This is a genomic window from Flavobacterium sp. NRK F10 (assembly GCF_024054235.1).
GTDB lineage: Bacteria > Bacteroidota > Bacteroidia > Flavobacteriales > Flavobacteriaceae > Flavobacterium > Flavobacterium sediminis.
Window position 1 is genome coordinate 2,759,207 of sequence record NZ_JAMXLC010000001.1, and the last position, 18,566, is coordinate 2,777,772.

Sequence of the window (18,566 nt, forward strand, 5' to 3'; positions counted from 1 at the left end):
AAACGAAACCTATGTAGTAGAAACTACCGAAACGGCAATTTTGCCTTGGGACGGAACTGCAACAGCTGTAATCAATTTGAGTAATGCCGTTACGGCTAACTCTACTCACCCTTTAGTTTTGGCTTTAGGTATTGAGTTTTACCAAGAGATTAATGGGCAAATGTACCCTTTAAAAAATGGTGCTTTCAACCCGTTATCGATTGTTAAAGTTGATGGTGGCGTGTAATGGTTATTTGGTTAACTAGAACTTATTTCCCTGAAGGAACTAATGGAAAACTCGAATGTGAAGGCAAATTGATATGTAATACCATAGAATTGCCTTGGAAGATGAACGAAACAAGAGTTTCCTGTATTCCGGAAGGGAAATATTTTATTAGAAAGCGATATAGCTCAAAATACAAATGGCATTTGGAATTAGTGGATGTTCCGAATAGAAAGTTTATTCTTTTTCATCCTGCTAATAATGCGCAAAAGGAATTACAAGGCTGTATTGCTCCGGTTACTAAACTTTCTGGACCAGGATTAGGGTTGTTGTCCAGAAAAGCTTTTGAGAAGCTTAAAAGCATTGTTTACAAAGCTTTGGATAATCAAGAAAGTGTTATGTTAATTGTTCAATATTAAATTTTAATTATGAAAAATATAGTTAATAGAGTTTCGGCTCCCACACCTAAGTTTTTTAAAGTGCTTCGTACTATTGGTTTGGCATTAGCGGCAGTTGGTGGAACTATTTTAGCAGCTCCAGTAGCTTTGCCAGTTGTTGTTACAACCATTGGCGGTTATGTTGCGGTTGCTGGAAGTGTTTTGACAGCTGCAAGTCAGTTGACAATTCCAAATGACAGCGAATAATCAAACGCTAATAGGTACTGCAGGAGGTACATTTTTAAGTATTGCACCCAATATTCAATCTGAAGATGTTGCAAAAACGGTTATCTTAGCCACTATTGGAGCTGTAGTCAGTTTTACTATTTCGTTAGTACTTAAAAGTCTGAATAAGAAGCACAAAAAATAAGTTTAGCCCTTGTTGTGGTGACCTTTGGGTTAAACAAAACGAAAGCCTAGTCGTAAGACCGGGCTTTTTTTATTTGTTGCGATACCTCATCAAAATGGCATTGCGAAGCTCGTTGATTAAGTGTATGTTTTTTGCGTGATGTGCTTCTTGTTGTTGCAAGAGCTGTAACGCTTTTACATTTTTTTGATGTTGCTCGTGTTCTTGTAGAAAACGATTCACTTTAGGAAAAAATTCCTTTTGAAACTCGTAAAGTGCCAAAAATGGAATTACAGAACCTCTCAAATAAGGCATCCAAAATTTAGATTTCCATAAACTGGAAGCAATCCAAAACACGTCTTCTTTGTCTTCTTCTTTTTGGAAGATCAAGACAAAGGAATTTGTAAAAGGCTCGTTTTGTGGTTTTCCGCTGTTTAGACCTTTGTTTAACACAAAGAAATGCGGTTTTGCATACGATTTACCGACTACGTGGCTTTTAACAATGAAATTGGTCATAAGTAAAGAATTAAAGGTTAATTCTTCTTTCTTCTCCAGTCTATGGTTATTTCCCAAAGATGATTTGGTTCGGACAGCCCTCACACAAAATTTCTTTTCAAAAGAAAAAAGGAAAAAAAAGAAAGCCATCATTTCATGTGGAAGGTTTCAAAAAAGCAAGTTTTTCAGATGAAATACTACCCCTTATAAGTGAGCAGTATTCAGTGGCAGTGTTCAGATGGATTATGTTTATGAAACTTTTAGGGTGGAGATTTTATCTGAAACCGAAGGCTTGAACTTGCTTTTTTGAATACCTGGAACAAACCTTTGCCTTCTTTTTTTTACTTTTTTTGTTTTGAAATACTGATTTTCGATTTAAAAACGATGGTATTTGGTCTGTTGTTATGGAAAACTAAACGTGATTTGAAAACGATTCGTCGGAAAGGGTGTGCAATTTTTAATTGTACATCCTTTCTTTTTTGATTTTTAGGGTGGCTAATTGTTGAGTGGAAAGTAATACGTGAATTTTAAAAAGATTATGTGTTGTGGAAATGTAAAGCCACTCTAAAAAACAATGCAAATACTTACCGCTTCTGGGTGGGAGCGTTGGAGCGCGGATATTTTACATAATAACCCTTATAACTGCCGCTGCCGGAGCGTAGGAATTTTTAAGGAAGGAATTATAAGGTTTATTATGTAACATAGCTTGGGAGTGGTTTAGCTGTTGGAAGACAGCTTTTGTTTTTAGGCGATGGCAGTAAGCGGATAAAAAAAGGGTTACAGTGTGCGATGGGTTTGGGAAAACTGGAACCCTTTTTTTATTGGCTTACATAGGGAAAAACAAATGCTGTGCGCATGGGAAATACCACTTGTGCGGTGGGGAGCGTTGGACTGGGTGGGATGAAAATACCTCAGCGTTAGCGTACCTATTTCTTTTTTATATATGAAATTAACGAAATGAAACAAACAAAGAATTGATGCTAGGAATACTTGAACTAGGAGCGATTTTTGTGCAGTCTGAATGAGGTAATGATTGTTTTTTAAATTAAAGTTTTCGCTTTATAATTTTTTCAGAAGGTCTTCTAACCGGAGAAATATTATTATTATTTTTTAACCAATCATGATATAATTCTAATTCTGAGCCTCCGAGATTAATAACATACTCAATACCAAAAATTACAATTACAAAATACATAACTTGGCACTCAAGATATAAAAACTCTATTTCGTGGAGTATTTCATATGGTTCAGGATGATTAATATGATCTGTAAACCTATCTTCTTCTTTATAAATTCTCCTTTGATTATATTTCCAAAACTTACCACTACCATAACGAGCATAATTCCGTAACAAGTCTAATTCTTTTTTATTTATTATTTCATCTAACCAAAAATCATCTTTTATGTAAGTGATTAAAAACTCAAGAGCACACTTAGCTAAAAATCGAGATACTATTAAATCATCCTTTTCGGGTTCATCATTCATTTGAATAATAAAACTTCCTTTTCTTTTTGAAAGAACTCTTGATAAAGTTTCTTCCTTTTCAAATACAATAAAATTGCTTCCATCCTCAAAGCCGAACTGCACTTTATCTATTTTTTTTCCAAAAACAAAAGCATCGCCTAGTGGTATATTATTTTTTTTACTTTCGACCATATTTCTGCTTCTAACATTTTTAAAATATGGTTTCTCCAGTAGAGGTTTCTCTAGTTTAATAGCAAAGTATTGATTACACTTATCACAAACAATTCCTTTTGGCAAAATATGCTCTTTGTTTCCAAGACTTTCAGGTATAATATGCTCTACGCTTTTTGAATTAGTTGAGTCTTTTTTGCAAAAAAGGCATATCATAATTAAAATAAGTCTAAACTAAATTGAGTTTCAATTTTTGGTTGAAAAGTTCCGATAATCATAAAAGGGTTATGTGAAGTATAGTGAAATAAAGCCGAAGTCCCTAGAAAGAAATGCAAGTCTTTTGTTTTCGCAAAATCTTCAAAATATTTATTTTTAACGTCTTGAATAGCTTTAGCTTCATTGCCTTCATATTTAGCTAGGCATTTCCAAAATAATTGACCTGTTTCCCAATCTTCTATCATCATATTGCTTACTTTACCATTTTCATCTTCAAATTTGAATTTAAAAGTATAAGGTAATTTGTTTACAACTTCAAAAGGATTTTCAGGATGTTCATATTCAAACATATTAATCTGATCTCTATTCGCTTTTAATTGCTCAATCTTTTTTTTATTCCATTCTCTTTCGGTTGGTTCAGCATAAAAATCAAGAATTTTTGTTGGTTTAAAAACAGCTAATGAAGTCCTAATTTCTTTATTTTTAGCTTCTTCAATCAATTTAGTCATATTGGTGTAAACTTTTTTTAGGACTATTTGTTTACGTTCTGACCAAGACCTGTCTTTTCCGGTGTCTAAATGACCTATAATAGCTATTTCGCTATCAATAGAATATGGTCTATAACTCTCAAAACGAAAGTCACTTTCATTTTTAACCAAATCTATTTCAATCCAATCATATTTACTATATTGCTCCTCGTACGATTTTTTCCTAAAAGGAATAGGGTATATTCTAATCCAAGAGCCGTCTTCTAGAAAACCTGCTGTACAAACTAATTCATCATATTTGCCAGATATTGTGGAATAGGTTTTAACGGTAATTAATACTCTTGTTTTAGCCATATTTAGATATGTTTTACTTCATATTCAAATATAGGATTTTTTGCAATAGCTTCAGCTAATGGTTTTCTGTGACATTGACAGATATTTGCTTCAAAACAGGTTAGAGCTATTCTTTTATGTTTTGCAAGTAATTCAATTATTTTAGTTTGATAACTATCTGTTTCTTTGAGCGTTGTTTTTTTATAAACTTCAAACAACGCATCATAATCTTGTTGAGTATTTAATTCTTGGCGTTGGTCTGAATTTATACCAACTTCAGGTATGTGTATATATTCAATTCCTAAACTTTCACAATATTTTTTTAACAAACTTTTGCTAAATCCAAACTTCATACTCAATGAGTTTTTTCTAACATCAACTAAAAGTTTGACATCATTGTTAACTAATTTATTTAAGTATTTTTCCAATGAAATACCTTCATAACCAATTGTAAAAAGTATAGTTGCATTACATTCCTTTTTCGAATTAGTTACTTTTTCAAGTTGTTTCTCGTCTAGCACTTTATCAGCAATTGTACTATTAATTGCATAATAAGGAAAATTAATGTAAGTATGTTTTATCAAACTATTGCTATTCATACTGCCATATAATTGCACCACTTCTGTTATTATTTTCTTGTCTTCAACTTTTAATGACTTTACAAAATCATCTTGGTTATTTTTGATAAAATAATTTTCAGTTTCTATTAAACTCCCATTTTTTACCATAGTGTTTAAATCGGCTTTTACAGAAAATGAATAACAACCAAATTTATAAGGTATAAACTCGTATTCTGGGTTTTTCTTTTTTTGACTGTATAAAAACAACAATTTCTGGATGCGAATTTTTTCTAATTCACCACCCAAAAGTTGTATTAGTGCTAATATGATTTTTCTTCTATAAAACATTTTGCAAATTTAGATAAATCAAATTTTGTAATAAATAAAAAATAATTATTATTCTTAAACTCATGAAAAAATCAGTTAAATGAAGCAAAAAAATTATTGATGCTTGGAATACTTGGACTAGGAGCGATTTTTGTGCAGGTGAATGAGGTAATGAGTTACCCTAATTAACTTAAATTTAAATAATTACTGAGTTAGATCCTAAAAATATAAAGCAGAATAAAGGATGCTCTTTAAAATAAAGTATCAATCCTCCCAAATTATACTTAAAGCGGAACTTTTATGAGTTATGCAATGTTCATAAAATTTTTTATTCGAATCTTCTGCTTTAACGTAATTGAAACAGTCAATAGCCCATATTTGAGCTGTTTTAGAAATTTCTGTAGCAGTATTTTTGAAGTATTCACCCATAACAAATGAATCAGAAATTTTTTGATTATTAAGGAGGTATTTAAATGGAAAATCATCACTAGAATAAGTCCACTTAATTATTCCATTTTCAGCATAAATAATCAAAATAGGATGAGAACCTATTTGAGCAAAACGAAATGCACAAGCCGTAATACTAACTCCATATTCTTTACTCAAAGAATCTATTAACTCAAAACTAAAATTCTTTCTAAAAAAATCCTTTTTAAATCTTTCTTCGGGCATTAATAAACAAGAAGCAAAATAATCAGCTTCTCTTTCAATCTCATTAAATTGCTTTTGGTTAGTTCTTGATGGATGTGGTTCTAATAATCCCAATTTTAAACCTATCCTATGAGAATCAATGATATAATGACCTAGTTCATGTGCTAAAGTAAATCGTCCTCTAGCTGAGTCTATTCTATTGCCATTAGCAGTATTAATATGAATGTAAAAATTTTCGTCATCATAAACAGTCATTCCATCAAATGTTCCTTTATCATAATCATCATAGAAAACTTCTAAATCTTCAGCTTCAACTATTTTTTCAAGAGGTGTAATCTTTTCATCGTATTTTAAAGCAATTGATTCAGCAAGTTTTCTGATTTTAGATTTCGAATTATTTTGTATCATCTGAACCTCGATGCTTTTTTTTCATTTTATCAATAATATGTTTTGGTAGATTACTTTGACCTTTTCTAGCAACCATTTTCAAACTTTCAATTTCGTTGATAACACTATTACTAATATCTAAAGAGATAACTTTTGATTTATTACAAAGAGTCCCTTCAATTATGGATTTCACATCAATAGTTGCATTTTTTAACTTAAAATCATATTCCTCATATAATTTATTAAATCTATCTAACTGTTTTTCATTTGTCGGATACAAAAAACCAGTAGAATGTAACCAATCATCAAGATTATCATTGGTTACTTTGCCAATATATTTTTTATCTATTGCCATTTAAACTATTCAAATAATTGTTAATGTGGTCGGTTGCTTCTTTTTTATAGACTTGAATTGAACTTTGAACCAGATTTAATTTTTCTCTTAATTTCTTACCTACTATTCTTGGAATATTTTTCCCATTGTTTTCGTATGCTTTATAAGTAAGATAGATTATTTTATGCTTTTCAGATAAGCCTAACATTGCCCTTTCAATTATTTCCAATCTAATTTTTAAATCTTTTCTTTTTTCAGAGTCTTCACCTACTGTAAGAGAAACTAAATCATCTAAATTCTCAACTATTGACAAATCGTCTTCCTCGGGTTCGCTACAAGTATCTTTTACTCCATATTTCATTAACTCATTAAAAACAATCGCATGAAGCCATATTTTTATTGCTTTATCAATATCCTTAATCTTTGACTTACTTTTATTAAAAGAATGGTATTTCCATACTTTAGCAAAAGTACAGTTTGCAATATCAAGAGCAATTACTTCGCTGTGTCCATATTTATTAGAATAAATTTCAGCTGTTTTTATAACATCTTGTTGAAATCTATTACAGAATACAATAAATGCCTTTTCTGCTTCGCTAGGAAATTCATTTTTAAAAGAAATGTATTCAATAAGCTCATCACTTGTAAGCACATCAAAATCTATATCTTCTTGTTTTAACTCTATTTTCATTTATATACTAAAAGCGTTAGTAATGGAATTAGTATATGATTGAGGCGCACTTATACTATAAAAACGAAGATAATAAAATTTTATTAAATAATTTAACCTAACGGAATTAGTATATGTAAAAGTGATTACGCTCGTCAAGTCTTTCATGTCGAGAAGTTGAAAGAATATGTTTAATTAAAAAATTGTAAAACGATGGCAACTAATCCACCAAAAGACAATTCAAGAAAAGGAATGGTTAAAGAACGTTCTCAAATTCAAAATCCAGTTACTGGATTATGGACTAAAAGGGATACCGAAACTGGAAGATTTATTGATGTAAAAACATCAAGTCCAGAACCATTCAAAGGAGTTAGAAAAGAAAAGTAATGGTACCTCTTAATAGTACTGGGTTAAGTTTTTCTACCCAAAATGAAGAACATAATTAAATTTCATTGAAATGAAAAATAATTTATCTATTTCAAATGATGATGTGAGTTTATGCTATAAAAATAGTTGTATTCATGCAAAAGGTTCAAACGCAAAATTATTAGCGATTGGTGCTTTTGCAATGTTTGTACTAATTGGCATATCAGCAATATCAAAATCAAATTAAAAAAACGAACTGGGGTGAAACGCCCCTATTTTTAAATTAAAAATATTTCTAATGGCTGAACTATTAACAACACTATTAAAACCAATACTAAGTAAAGGAGCTACAATTGTTTGGGAAAACAGGAATAATTTAACTACTTATTTTAAAACTAAAATAGGAAGTTATAAAAATAAAGATATTCGATTTTCAATAAGTTATTTGTTTAAAATTCAAATTCCGAATACAAACAAATACTTACTTGTGAAAAATAGAAGAATTGAAAATCAATTACAACCAGTTGGAGGTGCTTATAAAAGATATGGCGATGATTCACTTTTTAATAAATGGGAATATAAACCCGACAACAATAGAAATGGATTAAATGTAGATGAAAAAAGTGCTTCAGACTTACGATTTATGGTAAAAGGAAAATTTGCAATAGAAGTAATGAACTGGTTTGAAAGTATGCAAGAGAGAGAAATTAATCCAAACAGAGAATTTAAAGAAGAATTGTTAGATACAAACATTTTAGACTCTAAAATATTTCAAAACATTAACTATAAGCACATACGAAGATTTTCTAAAAACTTGGTTTGGAGTGAATTTTTTAGTTGTTATGAAGTTTTAGTTTATGATGTTTTTGAATTGATTCCAAACGAAGAACAAAAACTGGCTTTAATTGAATTAAACAAAATTGGCACGAACCTAAATAAAGATTACGCTATTGTTGATTGTGATAACATTGAACAACTAAGATATATGGAAAATGAAAAACAAGTTGCACGAATAGGGCAACACACGAAATTAATAATAAATAAAACATTTTAATGATGATTGATATTTTTAAAGATTACGTTCTTCAAAGAGAAGAACTATTGGCAAGAATTGCACAAGAGTTACAACTTGATAAAACAAGGTTAGAACGAATGGAAACTGCATATAATGCTGTTGCAGAAGTTTTAAAAAAGGATGATGATTTTTTCAATGATTTGGAAATTGAGGTTTATGCTCAAGGTTCAAAGAGAATAGGAACAACAGTAAAACCAATAAATCAAGAAGATTTTGATTTAGATACAGTTTTACATATTTATGATGTTTTCTACAATCATTCGCCGGAAAAAGTTTATAATGCTTTAGTTACAGCTTTAGAAAAAGACGGATACTATAAAACCATAATGGAAAAGAAAAAAAGGTGTGTAAGGTTAAACTATAAGAGTGATTTTCACATGGATATTTTACCTGCTTGTATGCCTAATAGTTTTGATAAAGAAAATATTAAAATTCCCGAAAAAGCATTGAGAGATTGGTCTTTAGGAAATCCAAAAGGATTTGCAAATTGGTTTTTAAATATCGCAAATTCTGTTGAAATGCCAATGCTTAGTAAATATTCTACTGTATTACTTGAAGCAAAAGTAGAAACAGAACCTTTACCAGAAGAACTATATTTGAAAACGCCACTACAAAGAGCAGTTCAGTTGTTTAAAAGGTATCGTGATATATATTTTCAAGATAAAGACTATCCAGTATCAAGTGTAGTTATTACAACATTGGTTGCAACTCTTTATCAACGTGAAAGTTCAATTTTTGAAACAATTGATAATGTAGCAAGAAGAATTAAAGATAATTATTTAGAATCCGTAAACAAAAGAGAAAGGTTCAAAGTATTAAATCCTGTAAATACAGCAGAAGATTTTACAGATTCGTGGACTAATAAACATTACGAAAGTTTTTACAATTTCATTACAGATTTTTATAAGAAATGGCAAAATCTTAAAACATCATTTGAAACTGGAAAAGAAGATTACATAAAATTATTTGGCGAAGGAGTATATAAACAATCATTAAATGAGCAATTCAAAACATTTTCAAAATCAACTTCTGATGGCTTTGCAAAAGCAAGTGGCTTAATTGTAGGTGGTAATGCTTTGACAAATTCTTTAGGAAATATTAATCAAAATCAAGGAATAAAAAATGAACCTCATCGCAATTTTGGAGGAAAATATTAAATCGAATCATAAAAAAAATTGGTATTCATTTTTACTAATTGAGAAACTATTAGTAGAAAAATATTTTGAGTGGATTGATTTAAAAATAAGTACTGAAAGTAAATCTTTAATTGGAAAAGGAATGTTGAATGTTGAGGGTAAAAAATATGAAATTTTGCTCTCATATTCTCCGTTCAACCAATACCGATATGACAGAATTTTTATAAATGATAAAGTAATTAAGTTTAATAATGAAATTCATTTATATAGAGATATGTCTTTGTGTTTATATCATCCAATTTTTGACAGACCAACATTGAATTTTATTCCCTTATACAAAATGATTCCTTGGATTACAGAATGGATAATTTTTTACGAACAATGGCAAAAATATGGTGTTTGGTTTGGAGATGAAATAAAGCATTGATGATTATTATATAAAAGCTTTTTCCATTAATTCCTGTTCACTTCTTGGAATGCCAATTTCTTTTGCTATTTCTTTCCATTGACTTACACTTTCCAGAACTTCATTAATTATGATGTTCATTTTCTCTACATCTAATCTAAAATACTCACCTACTTCTTTAGCCAATTCAAAATCTAATGCATTGTTATTGGTGTCGATGTTGAGTGCCAAACCGTCTTTGTCGATTGATGGATTGAGGTCGTAGGCTGGTGATAAAATCCAACCTTCATCGGTTAGAATGAAACCGTGATTTCTTAAATGGTCGTCGGTATTAGAAATGGCTATATTGAAGATTATTCTTCGCCACAACTGATGCAAGTTTTCTTCTACATTTACCCCGTAATTACTAACGAATTCCGCTAAATCTAAATAACTAGCTGTATTGTCGCGAATGGTGTCTTCGTTATTGCCGGTCATGGTCATGGCTGATGCAAAATGTATGCGTTCTTCTTTTTCGCGATCAAAACGCTTCGTGAAAAAAGTATTGTAATTTCCTGCAATCTTTTCTATTCTGCATGGCGCCATATTGATGCCTGCCTTTGTAGCTAATATGTAAGCTAGGTATTCCCAAGCTGCTTTGTCTATGGTATCGTTTTTTGAAGGGAATTTGGCAATCCAAAGTTCTTTATTCTCGTCTAAAATGTTTGCTTTTGGTCTTGCTCCTCCTAATGAAGAACCTGGTGCCATTAATATTGCCAACCATTTTTTAGCCTCTTCATTATTTTCGTCATTTTCAAAGCTATTCGCAGCTTGTTGTAATTCTCTAACTGAAGACCAAGGCGGTGTAGGTGTTTCGTTATTGTTGTCTAAAAATGGGCCATCACTTTCCGTTTTAAATCGTAAAGCTCCCATGCGACTTTCATCGTACACACCTAATAAGTAATCAATATCATATAATGTTGGTGCTTTTTCATTTTTCTCTTTTGCTTGCTGGGCTATTCTTCGTTTCATTAGTGTACGACCCCAAGTGTCAGGCATACTGTCTAAGAAGACACCAAAGTTTTCTTTGCCATTTGGAAATTGTTGTCCGCTATACAATTGAATATCGGGATCTAGTAGGAATTGATTTCCGGATTTAAGCCATTGTTTGTCATACTCAAAACTAAAGGCTTTCTTCCCTTTTGCAAAATGAGCCGAAAGTGTACCAATGAGTTGAGGTTCGGGCATTCCTACCCAATGTGCGTAAACGTATATGTCGAATTTGTTGTTGGACATTCTTCTCTTAATATTAAAGGTTCTCGATACAATTTTCGCTCCATTGCATTACGCGAAAATTACTCGAACTGACGTTTAATTTATCTTTTATAGTTATTTTAAAAGTTCTAAATCTTGTAATTTTCTACCTAATTCATCATCTGCCCCTAGTTTTAGAAAATCATCTTGTAGTCCTAATACTCTGAGTACATTAAAATAAGCTCCGATAGCTACACTAGGATTTCCTTTTTCTATTTGGTATAAAGTAGTCCTAACAATATCTGCTCTTTCAGCAACTTGTACAGCTGTTAACTTACGTCTTTTTCTAGCTAACTTTATATTCTCTCCCATCTGTTCTAATATGATTAGATGCTTTGGAAATATTGTTTGTTTCTTTCTACTCATTTTTACAAATGTTCATTAATATGAACAAAACTAACATTTTTGTATAAAATAACAAACATTTTTGCTTGTTATTTTTCTTTATAAGTATCATCTGAAGTATTTACTATTTTAGAATCTATTCTTTGATTGTGAGCTTAAACTATACTTTATATCGCAAATCGCAATATGCGATATGGATTGTTTTTTATAGCTGAATTATCAGGATAAACCTGACTGTTTAACTATGAAACATCACTTTTGTTAATCGTATCAATATAAAACTGCAATTCGTACAATTCGATTAATTCTTCAATAGCGTTTGATAGTTGTGCTAGTTGGACAAAGTTTATGTTTTGATATAAAGACTTTTCACCTAATAAATCTTGAAGGATTATGAAAACTATTTGCTGCCATGTTTTAGTATTGCAGTTGATGGTGTAGTTTTTTAAGTAAATGATTATATCTAGCTTTTTGATTTTGCCATTGTAGTTTATTGGCAGGAATTTGATTTCGCTGGTTTTAATTGTTATTTCTTGAAAAACGTAAGGTTCGTCTAAACCATTTATGATTTCGTCAATGTTGCCTGTTGGTTGAATGAATGCTGTAAATTTCCAATACTTTAATTCCGGTGCATTATTGATTAATTCAATGACTTGATTAAAGTATTTCGGATTACCATTTGCTGTAATGATGAGTTCTGTTTTTTGATTTTCTTTTTTTGGAAATACTATCATAAAATCTAAATCTTTGGAGTAATAACCTAATTGTTTGGTTATCCAATAGCAGATTTGTTTTTGATTTATTAGTGTTTCGTTTTTTAGGTTCTTAATGGTTTGGTTGTTGTCCTGGAACCAATTCCAGAAGATGTTTATTTTTCTCATTGTTGATGTGTTTGGTTAGCGTTTGTCTTGTGTGGATTTATCAAAAGCGATGAGGTTGAGCATAGCTCTTAATCTTGAACGAACTCGGTTGCCGTACATGGTTTCGATTTCTGAAGCTGAAAGATTAGTTGTGATATGTGTTATGACTTTTTTTGAAATGAATAGATCGTATCGTGAAAGGATAATTTCTGCCATAACATTACATTCGTTGCCATAGTATTTTAAATTACTTTCTACACCTAAATCATCAAAACAATAGTTTTTGCAATCTGTTTGGGGATAACTTCCACGACTGTACTTGTGAATTATTTCGTAACCTTCTTTAATGAATTCAAAACTTACATCGCGACAGGTTCGCATGTAAAACTTGTTTTCTTTTTGGGTGATGTATTTCATTATGGTCATCAAGGTTGTCTTACCGGAACCCACTGGTCCAGTAAGTAGAATGCCTTTTGACAAGTCTAATCCGAATTGATTCGCAGTTATTTCATCCTTCAAGAAATAAGCAACTAGTTTAGTTATGTTTACCTTATCTTCTTCAACGAAATGGAAATTGGAACCATAATCCTGTTTTGCTTTTTGTTCTAACCATGTTAGGATTTCTTGGTAGTTGTATTGAGAGCTCATAGTATTCTTATTAATCTCATAAATAAATATCTTGCTGAATGTATTTGTTTTACATTTTCTTTTGGCTTGACCCAAAAGAAACAAAAGGTCAAGACTTGAGTTCTCATCGGTCAATTTAATTTTTGAATTGGAAATGAAAAGAACTCGGCTAAAGCCTCAAACAGCTTTTCATTTTTACCAATTCTTCAAATAATTGACACTCGATTGCGAACTCTTAGGTCGATTATTAAAGCGGTTCTGCATAATTTTTATCTTCAACAACTTGTAATTGTTTGGCTCGTGGTTGTTCTTTTACTTTTGGGTTTTGTGGAAGATTAATTGTGAATTTGGCTGTATTTAATATCCAATTACGAGCTGCTGCATGCCAATCTATCATTTTGGTTTTTCCGCCAATAAGCCAACCGTTACTGGTATAATAATTATAAAATCGTTCGGCTTCAAATTCTGAGAACTCCTCTTGTTTGAAATAGTCTTTGACTTGTTCGAATGATGGATTTTCTATTTCTTTTTTTTTCGCGGAACTTTTTTTTTGCCAATTATCGTCTATTTTTTTTTCATTGGTATTGGCGAATGCCAAAGGCATTTCTTTTTCTTTAGTCTCTAAAAACTTTTCTTCATTTAAAATTTTGGAATTGGTATCTATAAATATGTTTTTATTGTTTTTAGATGTTTTCTTCTTATTATATATATTGGGTTCATTGACTTGTTCAGTACCCTTACTATTAGCTTGGTTATTTATTGGTTGGGTTTGGTCAATGATTGAACTGGTTTGCGTTTTAAAAACACTTTTCCTATCTGACAAATCGTGTAAAATCACTTCTGAACCTGAATAGGGATTATAGGATGGGATGTAGTCGATAAAGCCTAAACTTTGCAGTTCTTTAATGCACTTATGGTAGGTGGCTTTTGAAGCAATTCGGCTTGCTTTCATCATTTCGTCTCGTGAAATGGCAATTGGATTTTTAAAACGATTAATGTTCCAACTTTGAAATAAAGCGAGATATAGACTTATGTGTGTTGGATATATGGTTTCTTCAGCTGCTATGCGAATGAAGAAGCCTGTTAGGTGTTTGATGTAGTTCATTTTACTAGTAATGAGTAATTAGTGAAAAGTAATTAGTCGGTTTGTGCAAATGAGTTTATTTGAAAAGTGTTGGTAAAGAATTCACCATATTACCGTGTAATAATTTTTCGATGTCAGCATTATTGTAATACATAATACCACCAATTTTGGTATAGGAAAGTGTTCCGTTGATGCGGAGGTTTTGGAGTGTTCCAGGAGAGATGTTTAACAGTTTACGGACTTCATTAGATTTGAGCCACTGTTTTGTTTGTTGCGGTTTGGATTGAATGATTTCTTTTAAATCTTTCAAAAGAAGACTACGGAATTCGTTTAAGTCTTCGCGAGTAATAACTTCGATAGCCATAACGTATATTTTAGATTGTTATGGCACAAATTTGTGAAGTTTGGATTGTTTTATTTCACAACGGGGTTCGTGTTGGGTACGATTTTATTTAAATTATATCATCTGAATTATTCATTCTTTTTAATAAAGCTTCATTTAATGCTGTAATGAATTTGGTTTTATCACTTTTTCTTGCCCTAATTTCAAGGAAAGTTCGTCGATATTGACCTAAATCGATGTCAAAAGTATGCTCGAAATATTCGGCAATATCTTTTAAATCTACAGTGCCATTGTTGAAAACACCTTCTGAATGCAGCGCATATAATAGTTCGGTTAATGCAACTTTTGTTCCAGTCCACATCAATTTGATGTTCGGTTTGCGTTGTGATTTTTCTGAGTTATCTTTATTTTCAATCATAATTAACTGATTTTCCAAATATAATTGAATTAAGTCGTTGGCAAGAATTTGGGCTACTTTGAAGTCATGTGACGTGCTAAAAGAAGTGTCAGCTTCAAAATAGTAACTATCTAATGCTAATTTTATATCAAACTTCCCTCTTTGAAAATATTTATAATCCAAATAAGTACTTCCTGAACGGTAGTATTGATAGAATTCCAATTCATTGTCAAAAAAAGCTTTTAGTTTCAAAAGTTCATTTAAATAATACTTTTTTAGAATTCTATTTCCTCCGTTTGGTTTCTTCATTTCAATTTTATAAACCATGTTGTAAAAAATTAACTTAGAAGTAAATAGAGGTTTTATTTCTTTAAAAAAAATAATTTCTTCTTGATCAGTTTTAAAAGAACTTTTAGATACAATTTTCTTGATTGCATTTATTGATTTTAATATAATGTCAATTGCATTTTCACATTTTTTAATTTGGTTATCTATTTCTAAATCGATAAAATTTAATTGTTCATTTAACTCAATATTTATCTTTATTGCTTTAGTATTCAAAATCTTAAATTTTAGAATTTAGCATAAACAGTAAAACGAATAAGCAACAATTAATACCACTATAAATGCTACGATTGATATCCAATTCTCTTTTACAAATTTCATTTTACTAGTTTTTAATTACATTTTCTCTAATACCATTGCTGAAGCACCACCTCCACCATTACAAATAGCTGCTACACCATACTTTCCATTTTCTTGATGAAGCACTGAAATTAATGTACATATTATTCTAGCTCCTGAAGCTCCCAACGGATGACCTAAAGCAACAGCACCGCCATAAACATTAACTTTATTTGATTCAATTCCTAACTCAATTTGATTTGCAATTGCAACTGCAGAGTAAGCTTCATTTATTTCAAAAAAATCAATATTTTCTAATTTTAAATTAGCTCTTTCTATTGCTTTTGGAATTGCTAGTGAAGGTGCTGTTGTAAACCATTCAGGAGCTTGTGCCGCGTCTGCATAACCAATTATTTTAGCTAATGGTGTTAAATTGTATTTCTCGACAGCTTCTTTTGATGCTAAAATTATAGCAGCTGCTCCATCATTTAAGTTACTGGCATTAGCAGCAGTTATTGTGCCTCCTTCAACAAAAGAAGCTTTCAATTTTGCTACTTTTTCAGGAATTATTTTATAGATATCTTCATCCTCATTGAGTATAATTTCATTGTTTTTTTGGATTACTTTAATGGGAATTATTTCATTAAAGAATTTACCTTTTTTAGTAGCAATGGTCGCTTTTTCATAAGATTGTAATGCATATTCATCTTGTTGTTCTCTTGTAAGCTTATATTTTTGAGCACATAATTCAGCTGCATTTCCCATATGAAAATCATTGTAAACATCTGTTAACCCATCTTTAAGGAGCCCATCAATTAATGTTTCATGCCCCAGTTTGTTTGGTTTACGCTTATTGGTGTAATGTGGTACATTACTCATACTTTCCATACCTCCAGTTACTACTAAATTCTCCAAACCTAATTGGATTTGTTGTGCTCCAATTGTAGTTGCTTTCATTCCGGCAGCACAAACTTTATTAATGGTTGTACTATCCGCATGATTTGGAATTCCTGCAAATATTGAAGCTTGTCTCGCAGGTGATTGTCCTAAATTAGCAGATAAAACATTTCCCATATAAACAGCATCTATATTTTCAGGGGCAATTCTCGATTCTTCTAAAACTCCTCTAATTGCAATAGCACCTAATTCTGTCGCTGTTATTTCTGAAAAATTACCTAAAAACCCACCAATTGGAGTTCTCTTTGCAGCAACTATAAAAACATCTTTCATATTTATTTGTTATTATGATATGTTATATCAATTAAAAAATTTCATTAGTAGATTTCATGTGTAATTCTTTAAAAATTCCAGAAGAATCTACAGTTATGTGTTTACATATTAATCTTCATTTCACTTAACACTAGATTTGATGTAGCAGAAGCAATAATTCCTTTAGAACTAAACATATTTGCTTTTACATTGATTACAGATTTCCCTTTTTTAATAACATTAGTTTTTACTATGACAGTATCTCCCTCTTTTGCAGCACTAAAAAACTCAACATTTAAATTAATCGTTGGGTAGAAATTTTCCGTTCCTAAGATCATAAAGTTTACGCCTATGCAATCATCAAACATTCCACAAATTACTCCACCATGAAGAGTCCCAGCAGGATTGGTCATTTCTTTTCTTACCTCAAATTGAAATTCTACTGAATTTTCATCAACAGAAATCACCGTTCCATTCAGCCATTTGGCGAATGGAGACGGGCTACCTGAAAATGGTTTTCCAATGAAACTTTGAAGCAATTGTAGTCTTGTATTTTCCATTTTAATTTTTCTTTATTTTGTTGTTTTTACACTTTTATGTATTGCACCTTCAAACATTGAATATGCATAATTATTAAGGAATAAGACCATTCCTGCCATTTTACCCACAATGTTTCTAAACTTCGGGTTTTTAGCGTTTATCACTTCTATAATTTTGTTCACTATTACAGATGGTTCATCACCTTCTGACATCGCTTTTTTAATATACTTATTTACTTGCTCCTTATAGTTCTTATAATCTGCTATGTTTCCATCAACAGCAATCATATTTGTACCAAGATTTGTTTTTGCCCACATAGGCTGTACCATGCTAACTTTGATATTAAATTGACTTACCTCAAATCGCAATGATTTAAAGAAACCTTCTAAAGCATGTTTAGATGCAGCGTAGATTGGTTTCATAGGTAATGACACGAGCCCCATCATTGAGCTCACTGTAATAATTTGACCAGACTTTTGTTTTCTGAAATAAGGAAGTATTGCTTTTGTTACATTTACTGTTCCCCAAAAATTAGTTTCAAATTGAAGTTTCCCTACTTCTGTTGAAGTTTCTTCTGCTACACCAGTGAGCATATAACCTGCATTATTCACCAAAATATCTAATTTATCTACTGTTTCAAAAAGTTGCTTTGTAAACTCTTTTATGGAATTCTCGTCAGTAATATCCAAATCCAATACTTTAAAGGGAACTGTGGCTTGCAGTTTTTTAGCATTACGACTTGTACCAATAACGTTATATCCTTGATTGTGTAAATTGTTTGCTAACATCAAACCAAAACCAGATGATGCTCCTGTTATTAAAATTGTTTTTTTCATTTTCTTAAATTTTGATTATTAATATCTTCAGTTATGTTTATATAGTTTTTATTTAAAATTAGAACTCATTCGTTTTAATCCTTTTCTTTTTAGTCTTTCACAATACCAATTATTTTCTTTATAGCTTGAAAAATTGTAGATGTAAACAAAATCTTCTATTTCTAGTTTGTGTTCTTTAAAGAAGCCATATAGAAGCTCTACAATATTTTTAAAAGTTGATTTCTCAGGTTCAATTAGAATTAGCGTATCCATCCAATATATTTTGTCAATTTTGGAATTGATAGTCACTTTTAATTCATTGACTATTGCATCGCTTTTAATATTATAATGGATAGCATTCATT

Annotated in this window: 26 protein-coding genes and 1 pseudogene; 9 read left to right on the top strand and 18 right to left on the bottom strand. The window is 30.8% G+C overall.

From position 1 onward, the window contains the following. The 4 genes and pseudogenes from NHF50_RS12470 to NHF50_RS12485 all read left to right on the top strand — a co-directional run. A pseudogene (locus NHF50_RS12470) lies at positions 1-226 on the top strand (hypothetical protein); the annotation flags it as partial. Then, the gene (locus NHF50_RS12475) at positions 226-621 is read left to right on the top strand and encodes a DUF5675 family protein (RefSeq protein ID WP_252776752.1); all 396 of its coding nucleotides are present in this window, start codon (positions 226-228) and stop codon (positions 619-621) included. The pseudogene NHF50_RS12470 and the gene NHF50_RS12475, both read left to right, overlap by 1 nt. Before the next feature lie 9 nt (positions 622-630). Then, entirely contained in the window at positions 631-846 is a 216-nt protein-coding gene (locus tag NHF50_RS12480) for a hypothetical protein (protein ID WP_109569995.1), read from the top strand. Next, on the top strand, positions 833-1,009 hold the full coding sequence (locus NHF50_RS12485; RefSeq protein WP_252776753.1) for a hypothetical protein: 177 nt from the start codon (positions 833-835) through the stop codon (positions 1,007-1,009). Before NHF50_RS12480 ends, NHF50_RS12485 begins: the two co-directional genes overlap by 14 nt. 69 nt (positions 1,010-1,078) lie before the next feature. Here NHF50_RS12485 and NHF50_RS12490 read toward each other — a convergent pair whose 3' ends face one another. The 7 genes from NHF50_RS12490 to NHF50_RS12520 form a co-directional block, all read right to left on the bottom strand. Next, positions 1,079-1,585, bottom strand: coding sequence for a hypothetical protein (locus NHF50_RS12490; RefSeq protein ID WP_252776754.1), 507 nt, complete (start codon positions 1,583-1,585; stop codon positions 1,079-1,081). A 940-nt stretch (positions 1,586-2,525) separates the two neighbouring features. Next, positions 2,526-3,332: an HNH endonuclease gene (locus tag NHF50_RS12495; RefSeq protein WP_252776755.1), complete on the bottom strand. Its 807-nt coding sequence runs from the start codon at positions 3,330-3,332 to the stop codon at positions 2,526-2,528. A 2-nt stretch (positions 3,333-3,334) separates the two neighbouring features. Next, a complete protein-coding gene (locus tag NHF50_RS12500; protein WP_252776756.1) occupies positions 3,335-4,174 on the bottom strand; it encodes a hypothetical protein in 840 nt (279 codons plus the stop codon). 2 nt (positions 4,175-4,176) lie between these two features. Then, entirely contained in the window at positions 4,177-5,061 is an 885-nt protein-coding gene (locus NHF50_RS12505) for a DUF488 family protein (protein ID WP_252776757.1), read from the bottom strand. Between the two features lie 243 nt (positions 5,062-5,304). Further along, positions 5,305-6,099 (bottom strand): ImmA/IrrE family metallo-endopeptidase, encoded by a 795-nt coding sequence (locus tag NHF50_RS12510; protein WP_252776758.1) that lies wholly within the window; start codon positions 6,097-6,099, stop codon positions 5,305-5,307. Then, positions 6,086-6,433, bottom strand: coding sequence for a hypothetical protein (locus NHF50_RS12515; protein WP_252776759.1), 348 nt, complete (start codon positions 6,431-6,433; stop codon positions 6,086-6,088). Before NHF50_RS12515 ends, NHF50_RS12510 begins: the two co-directional genes overlap by 14 nt. After that, the gene (locus NHF50_RS12520; RefSeq protein WP_252776760.1) at positions 6,420-7,103 is read right to left on the bottom strand and encodes an RNA polymerase subunit sigma; all 684 of its coding nucleotides are present in this window, start codon (positions 7,101-7,103) and stop codon (positions 6,420-6,422) included. The genes NHF50_RS12515 and NHF50_RS12520 overlap by 14 nt, the downstream gene beginning before the upstream one ends. A gap of 192 nt (positions 7,104-7,295) precedes the next feature. On the opposite strand from NHF50_RS12520, the gene NHF50_RS12525 reads away from it, so the two are divergent. The 5 genes from NHF50_RS12525 to NHF50_RS12545 all read left to right on the top strand — a co-directional run bounded on the left by NHF50_RS12525 (position 7,296) and on the right by NHF50_RS12545 (position 10,086). Then, complete coding sequence (locus NHF50_RS12525) at positions 7,296-7,469, top strand: hypothetical protein (RefSeq protein ID WP_181142916.1); 174 nt, start codon at positions 7,296-7,298, stop codon at positions 7,467-7,469. 70 nt (positions 7,470-7,539) lie between these two features. Next, entirely contained in the window at positions 7,540-7,695 is a 156-nt protein-coding gene (locus NHF50_RS12530) for a hypothetical protein (RefSeq protein ID WP_252776762.1), read from the top strand. A 51-nt stretch (positions 7,696-7,746) separates the two neighbouring features. After that, entirely contained in the window at positions 7,747-8,502 is a 756-nt protein-coding gene (locus NHF50_RS12535) for a hypothetical protein (RefSeq protein WP_252776764.1), read from the top strand. A 2-nt stretch (positions 8,503-8,504) separates the two neighbouring features. Beyond that, positions 8,505-9,680 (top strand): nucleotidyltransferase, encoded by a 1,176-nt coding sequence (locus NHF50_RS12540; protein WP_252776766.1) that lies wholly within the window; start codon positions 8,505-8,507, stop codon positions 9,678-9,680. Next, positions 9,646-10,086 (top strand): hypothetical protein, encoded by a 441-nt coding sequence (locus NHF50_RS12545; protein ID WP_252776767.1) that lies wholly within the window; start codon positions 9,646-9,648, stop codon positions 10,084-10,086. The genes NHF50_RS12540 and NHF50_RS12545 overlap by 35 nt, the downstream gene beginning before the upstream one ends. A 6-nt stretch (positions 10,087-10,092) precedes the next feature. Here the strand turns inward: NHF50_RS12545 and NHF50_RS12550 are convergent, their stop codons facing one another. The 11 genes from NHF50_RS12550 to NHF50_RS12600 all read right to left on the bottom strand — a co-directional run bounded on the left by NHF50_RS12550 (position 10,093) and on the right by NHF50_RS12600 (position 18,565). Further along, positions 10,093-11,340 carry a type II toxin-antitoxin system HipA family toxin gene (locus NHF50_RS12550; RefSeq protein ID WP_252776769.1) on the bottom strand — a complete coding sequence of 416 codons (1,248 nt, stop codon included), beginning with the start codon at positions 11,338-11,340 and terminating at the stop codon, positions 10,093-10,095. A 93-nt stretch (positions 11,341-11,433) separates the two neighbouring features. Beyond that, entirely contained in the window at positions 11,434-11,724 is a 291-nt protein-coding gene (locus NHF50_RS12555; RefSeq protein ID WP_109570005.1) for a helix-turn-helix domain-containing protein, read from the bottom strand. 221 nt (positions 11,725-11,945) lie between these two features. After that, positions 11,946-12,584: a hypothetical protein gene (locus NHF50_RS12560; RefSeq protein WP_252776770.1), complete on the bottom strand. Its 639-nt coding sequence runs from the start codon at positions 12,582-12,584 to the stop codon at positions 11,946-11,948. A gap of 15 nt (positions 12,585-12,599) precedes the next feature. Then, positions 12,600-13,211: an AAA family ATPase gene (locus tag NHF50_RS12565; protein WP_252776772.1), complete on the bottom strand. Its 612-nt coding sequence runs from the start codon at positions 13,209-13,211 to the stop codon at positions 12,600-12,602. Positions 13,212-13,437: 226 nt separating this feature from the next. Beyond that, positions 13,438-14,295, bottom strand: a complete 858-nt coding sequence (locus tag NHF50_RS12570; RefSeq protein WP_252776774.1) for a transcriptional regulator — start codon at positions 14,293-14,295, stop codon at positions 13,438-13,440. 55 nt (positions 14,296-14,350) lie between these two features. Then, positions 14,351-14,638, bottom strand: a complete 288-nt coding sequence (locus tag NHF50_RS12575; protein ID WP_252776775.1) for a helix-turn-helix domain-containing protein — start codon at positions 14,636-14,638, stop codon at positions 14,351-14,353. A gap of 88 nt (positions 14,639-14,726) precedes the next feature. After that, the gene (locus NHF50_RS12580; protein WP_252776776.1) at positions 14,727-15,575 is read right to left on the bottom strand and encodes an RteC domain-containing protein; all 849 of its coding nucleotides are present in this window, start codon (positions 15,573-15,575) and stop codon (positions 14,727-14,729) included. A 120-nt stretch (positions 15,576-15,695) separates the two neighbouring features. Continuing rightward, the gene (locus NHF50_RS12585) at positions 15,696-16,868 is read right to left on the bottom strand and encodes an acetyl-CoA C-acyltransferase (RefSeq protein WP_252776777.1); all 1,173 of its coding nucleotides are present in this window, start codon (positions 16,866-16,868) and stop codon (positions 15,696-15,698) included. Between the two features lie 101 nt (positions 16,869-16,969). Beyond that, positions 16,970-17,407, bottom strand: coding sequence for a PaaI family thioesterase (locus NHF50_RS12590; protein WP_252776778.1), 438 nt, complete (start codon positions 17,405-17,407; stop codon positions 16,970-16,972). 12 nt (positions 17,408-17,419) lie between these two features. Then, entirely contained in the window at positions 17,420-18,223 is an 804-nt protein-coding gene (locus NHF50_RS12595) for an SDR family oxidoreductase (protein WP_252776779.1), read from the bottom strand. Positions 18,224-18,271: 48 nt separating this feature from the next. After that, a complete protein-coding gene (locus tag NHF50_RS12600) occupies positions 18,272-18,565 on the bottom strand; it encodes a hypothetical protein (protein WP_252776780.1) in 294 nt (97 codons plus the stop codon). Position 18,566: the final 1 nt, after the last annotated feature.

Coding starts and splice junctions, on each gene's coding strand:
- NHF50_RS12475 (WP_252776752.1), top strand. CDS start 226: ATGGTTATTTGGTTAACTAGAACTTATTTCCCTGAAGGAACTAATGGA.
- NHF50_RS12480 (WP_109569995.1), top strand. CDS start 631: ATGAAAAATATAGTTAATAGAGTTTCGGCTCCCACACCTAAGTTTTTT.
- NHF50_RS12485 (WP_252776753.1), top strand. CDS start 833: ATGACAGCGAATAATCAAACGCTAATAGGTACTGCAGGAGGTACATTT.
- NHF50_RS12495 (WP_252776755.1), bottom strand. CDS start 3,332: ATGATATGCCTTTTTTGCAAAAAAGACTCAACTAATTCAAAAAGCGTA.
- NHF50_RS12500 (WP_252776756.1), bottom strand. CDS start 4,174: ATGGCTAAAACAAGAGTATTAATTACCGTTAAAACCTATTCCACAATA.
- NHF50_RS12505 (WP_252776757.1), bottom strand. CDS start 5,061: ATGTTTTATAGAAGAAAAATCATATTAGCACTAATACAACTTTTGGGT.
- NHF50_RS12510 (WP_252776758.1), bottom strand. CDS start 6,099: ATGATACAAAATAATTCGAAATCTAAAATCAGAAAACTTGCTGAATCA.
- NHF50_RS12515 (WP_252776759.1), bottom strand. CDS start 6,433: ATGGCAATAGATAAAAAATATATTGGCAAAGTAACCAATGATAATCTT.
- NHF50_RS12520 (WP_252776760.1), bottom strand. CDS start 7,103: ATGAAAATAGAGTTAAAACAAGAAGATATAGATTTTGATGTGCTTACA.
- NHF50_RS12525 (WP_181142916.1), top strand. CDS start 7,296: ATGGCAACTAATCCACCAAAAGACAATTCAAGAAAAGGAATGGTTAAA.
- NHF50_RS12530 (WP_252776762.1), top strand. CDS start 7,540: ATGAAAAATAATTTATCTATTTCAAATGATGATGTGAGTTTATGCTAT.
- NHF50_RS12535 (WP_252776764.1), top strand. CDS start 7,747: ATGGCTGAACTATTAACAACACTATTAAAACCAATACTAAGTAAAGGA.
- NHF50_RS12540 (WP_252776766.1), top strand. CDS start 8,505: ATGATTGATATTTTTAAAGATTACGTTCTTCAAAGAGAAGAACTATTG.
- NHF50_RS12545 (WP_252776767.1), top strand. CDS start 9,646: ATGAACCTCATCGCAATTTTGGAGGAAAATATTAAATCGAATCATAAA.
- NHF50_RS12550 (WP_252776769.1), bottom strand. CDS start 11,340: ATGTCCAACAACAAATTCGACATATACGTTTACGCACATTGGGTAGGA.
- NHF50_RS12555 (WP_109570005.1), bottom strand. CDS start 11,724: ATGAGTAGAAAGAAACAAACAATATTTCCAAAGCATCTAATCATATTA.
- NHF50_RS12560 (WP_252776770.1), bottom strand. CDS start 12,584: ATGAGAAAAATAAACATCTTCTGGAATTGGTTCCAGGACAACAACCAA.
- NHF50_RS12565 (WP_252776772.1), bottom strand. CDS start 13,211: ATGAGCTCTCAATACAACTACCAAGAAATCCTAACATGGTTAGAACAA.
- NHF50_RS12570 (WP_252776774.1), bottom strand. CDS start 14,295: ATGAACTACATCAAACACCTAACAGGCTTCTTCATTCGCATAGCAGCT.
- NHF50_RS12575 (WP_252776775.1), bottom strand. CDS start 14,638: ATGGCTATCGAAGTTATTACTCGCGAAGACTTAAACGAATTCCGTAGT.
- NHF50_RS12585 (WP_252776777.1), bottom strand. CDS start 16,868: ATGAAAGATGTTTTTATAGTTGCTGCAAAGAGAACTCCAATTGGTGGG.
- NHF50_RS12590 (WP_252776778.1), bottom strand. CDS start 17,407: ATGGAAAATACAAGACTACAATTGCTTCAAAGTTTCATTGGAAAACCA.
- NHF50_RS12595 (WP_252776779.1), bottom strand. CDS start 18,223: ATGAAAAAAACAATTTTAATAACAGGAGCATCATCTGGTTTTGGTTTG.
- NHF50_RS12600 (WP_252776780.1), bottom strand. CDS start 18,565: ATGAATGCTATCCATTATAATATTAAAAGCGATGCAATAGTCAATGAA.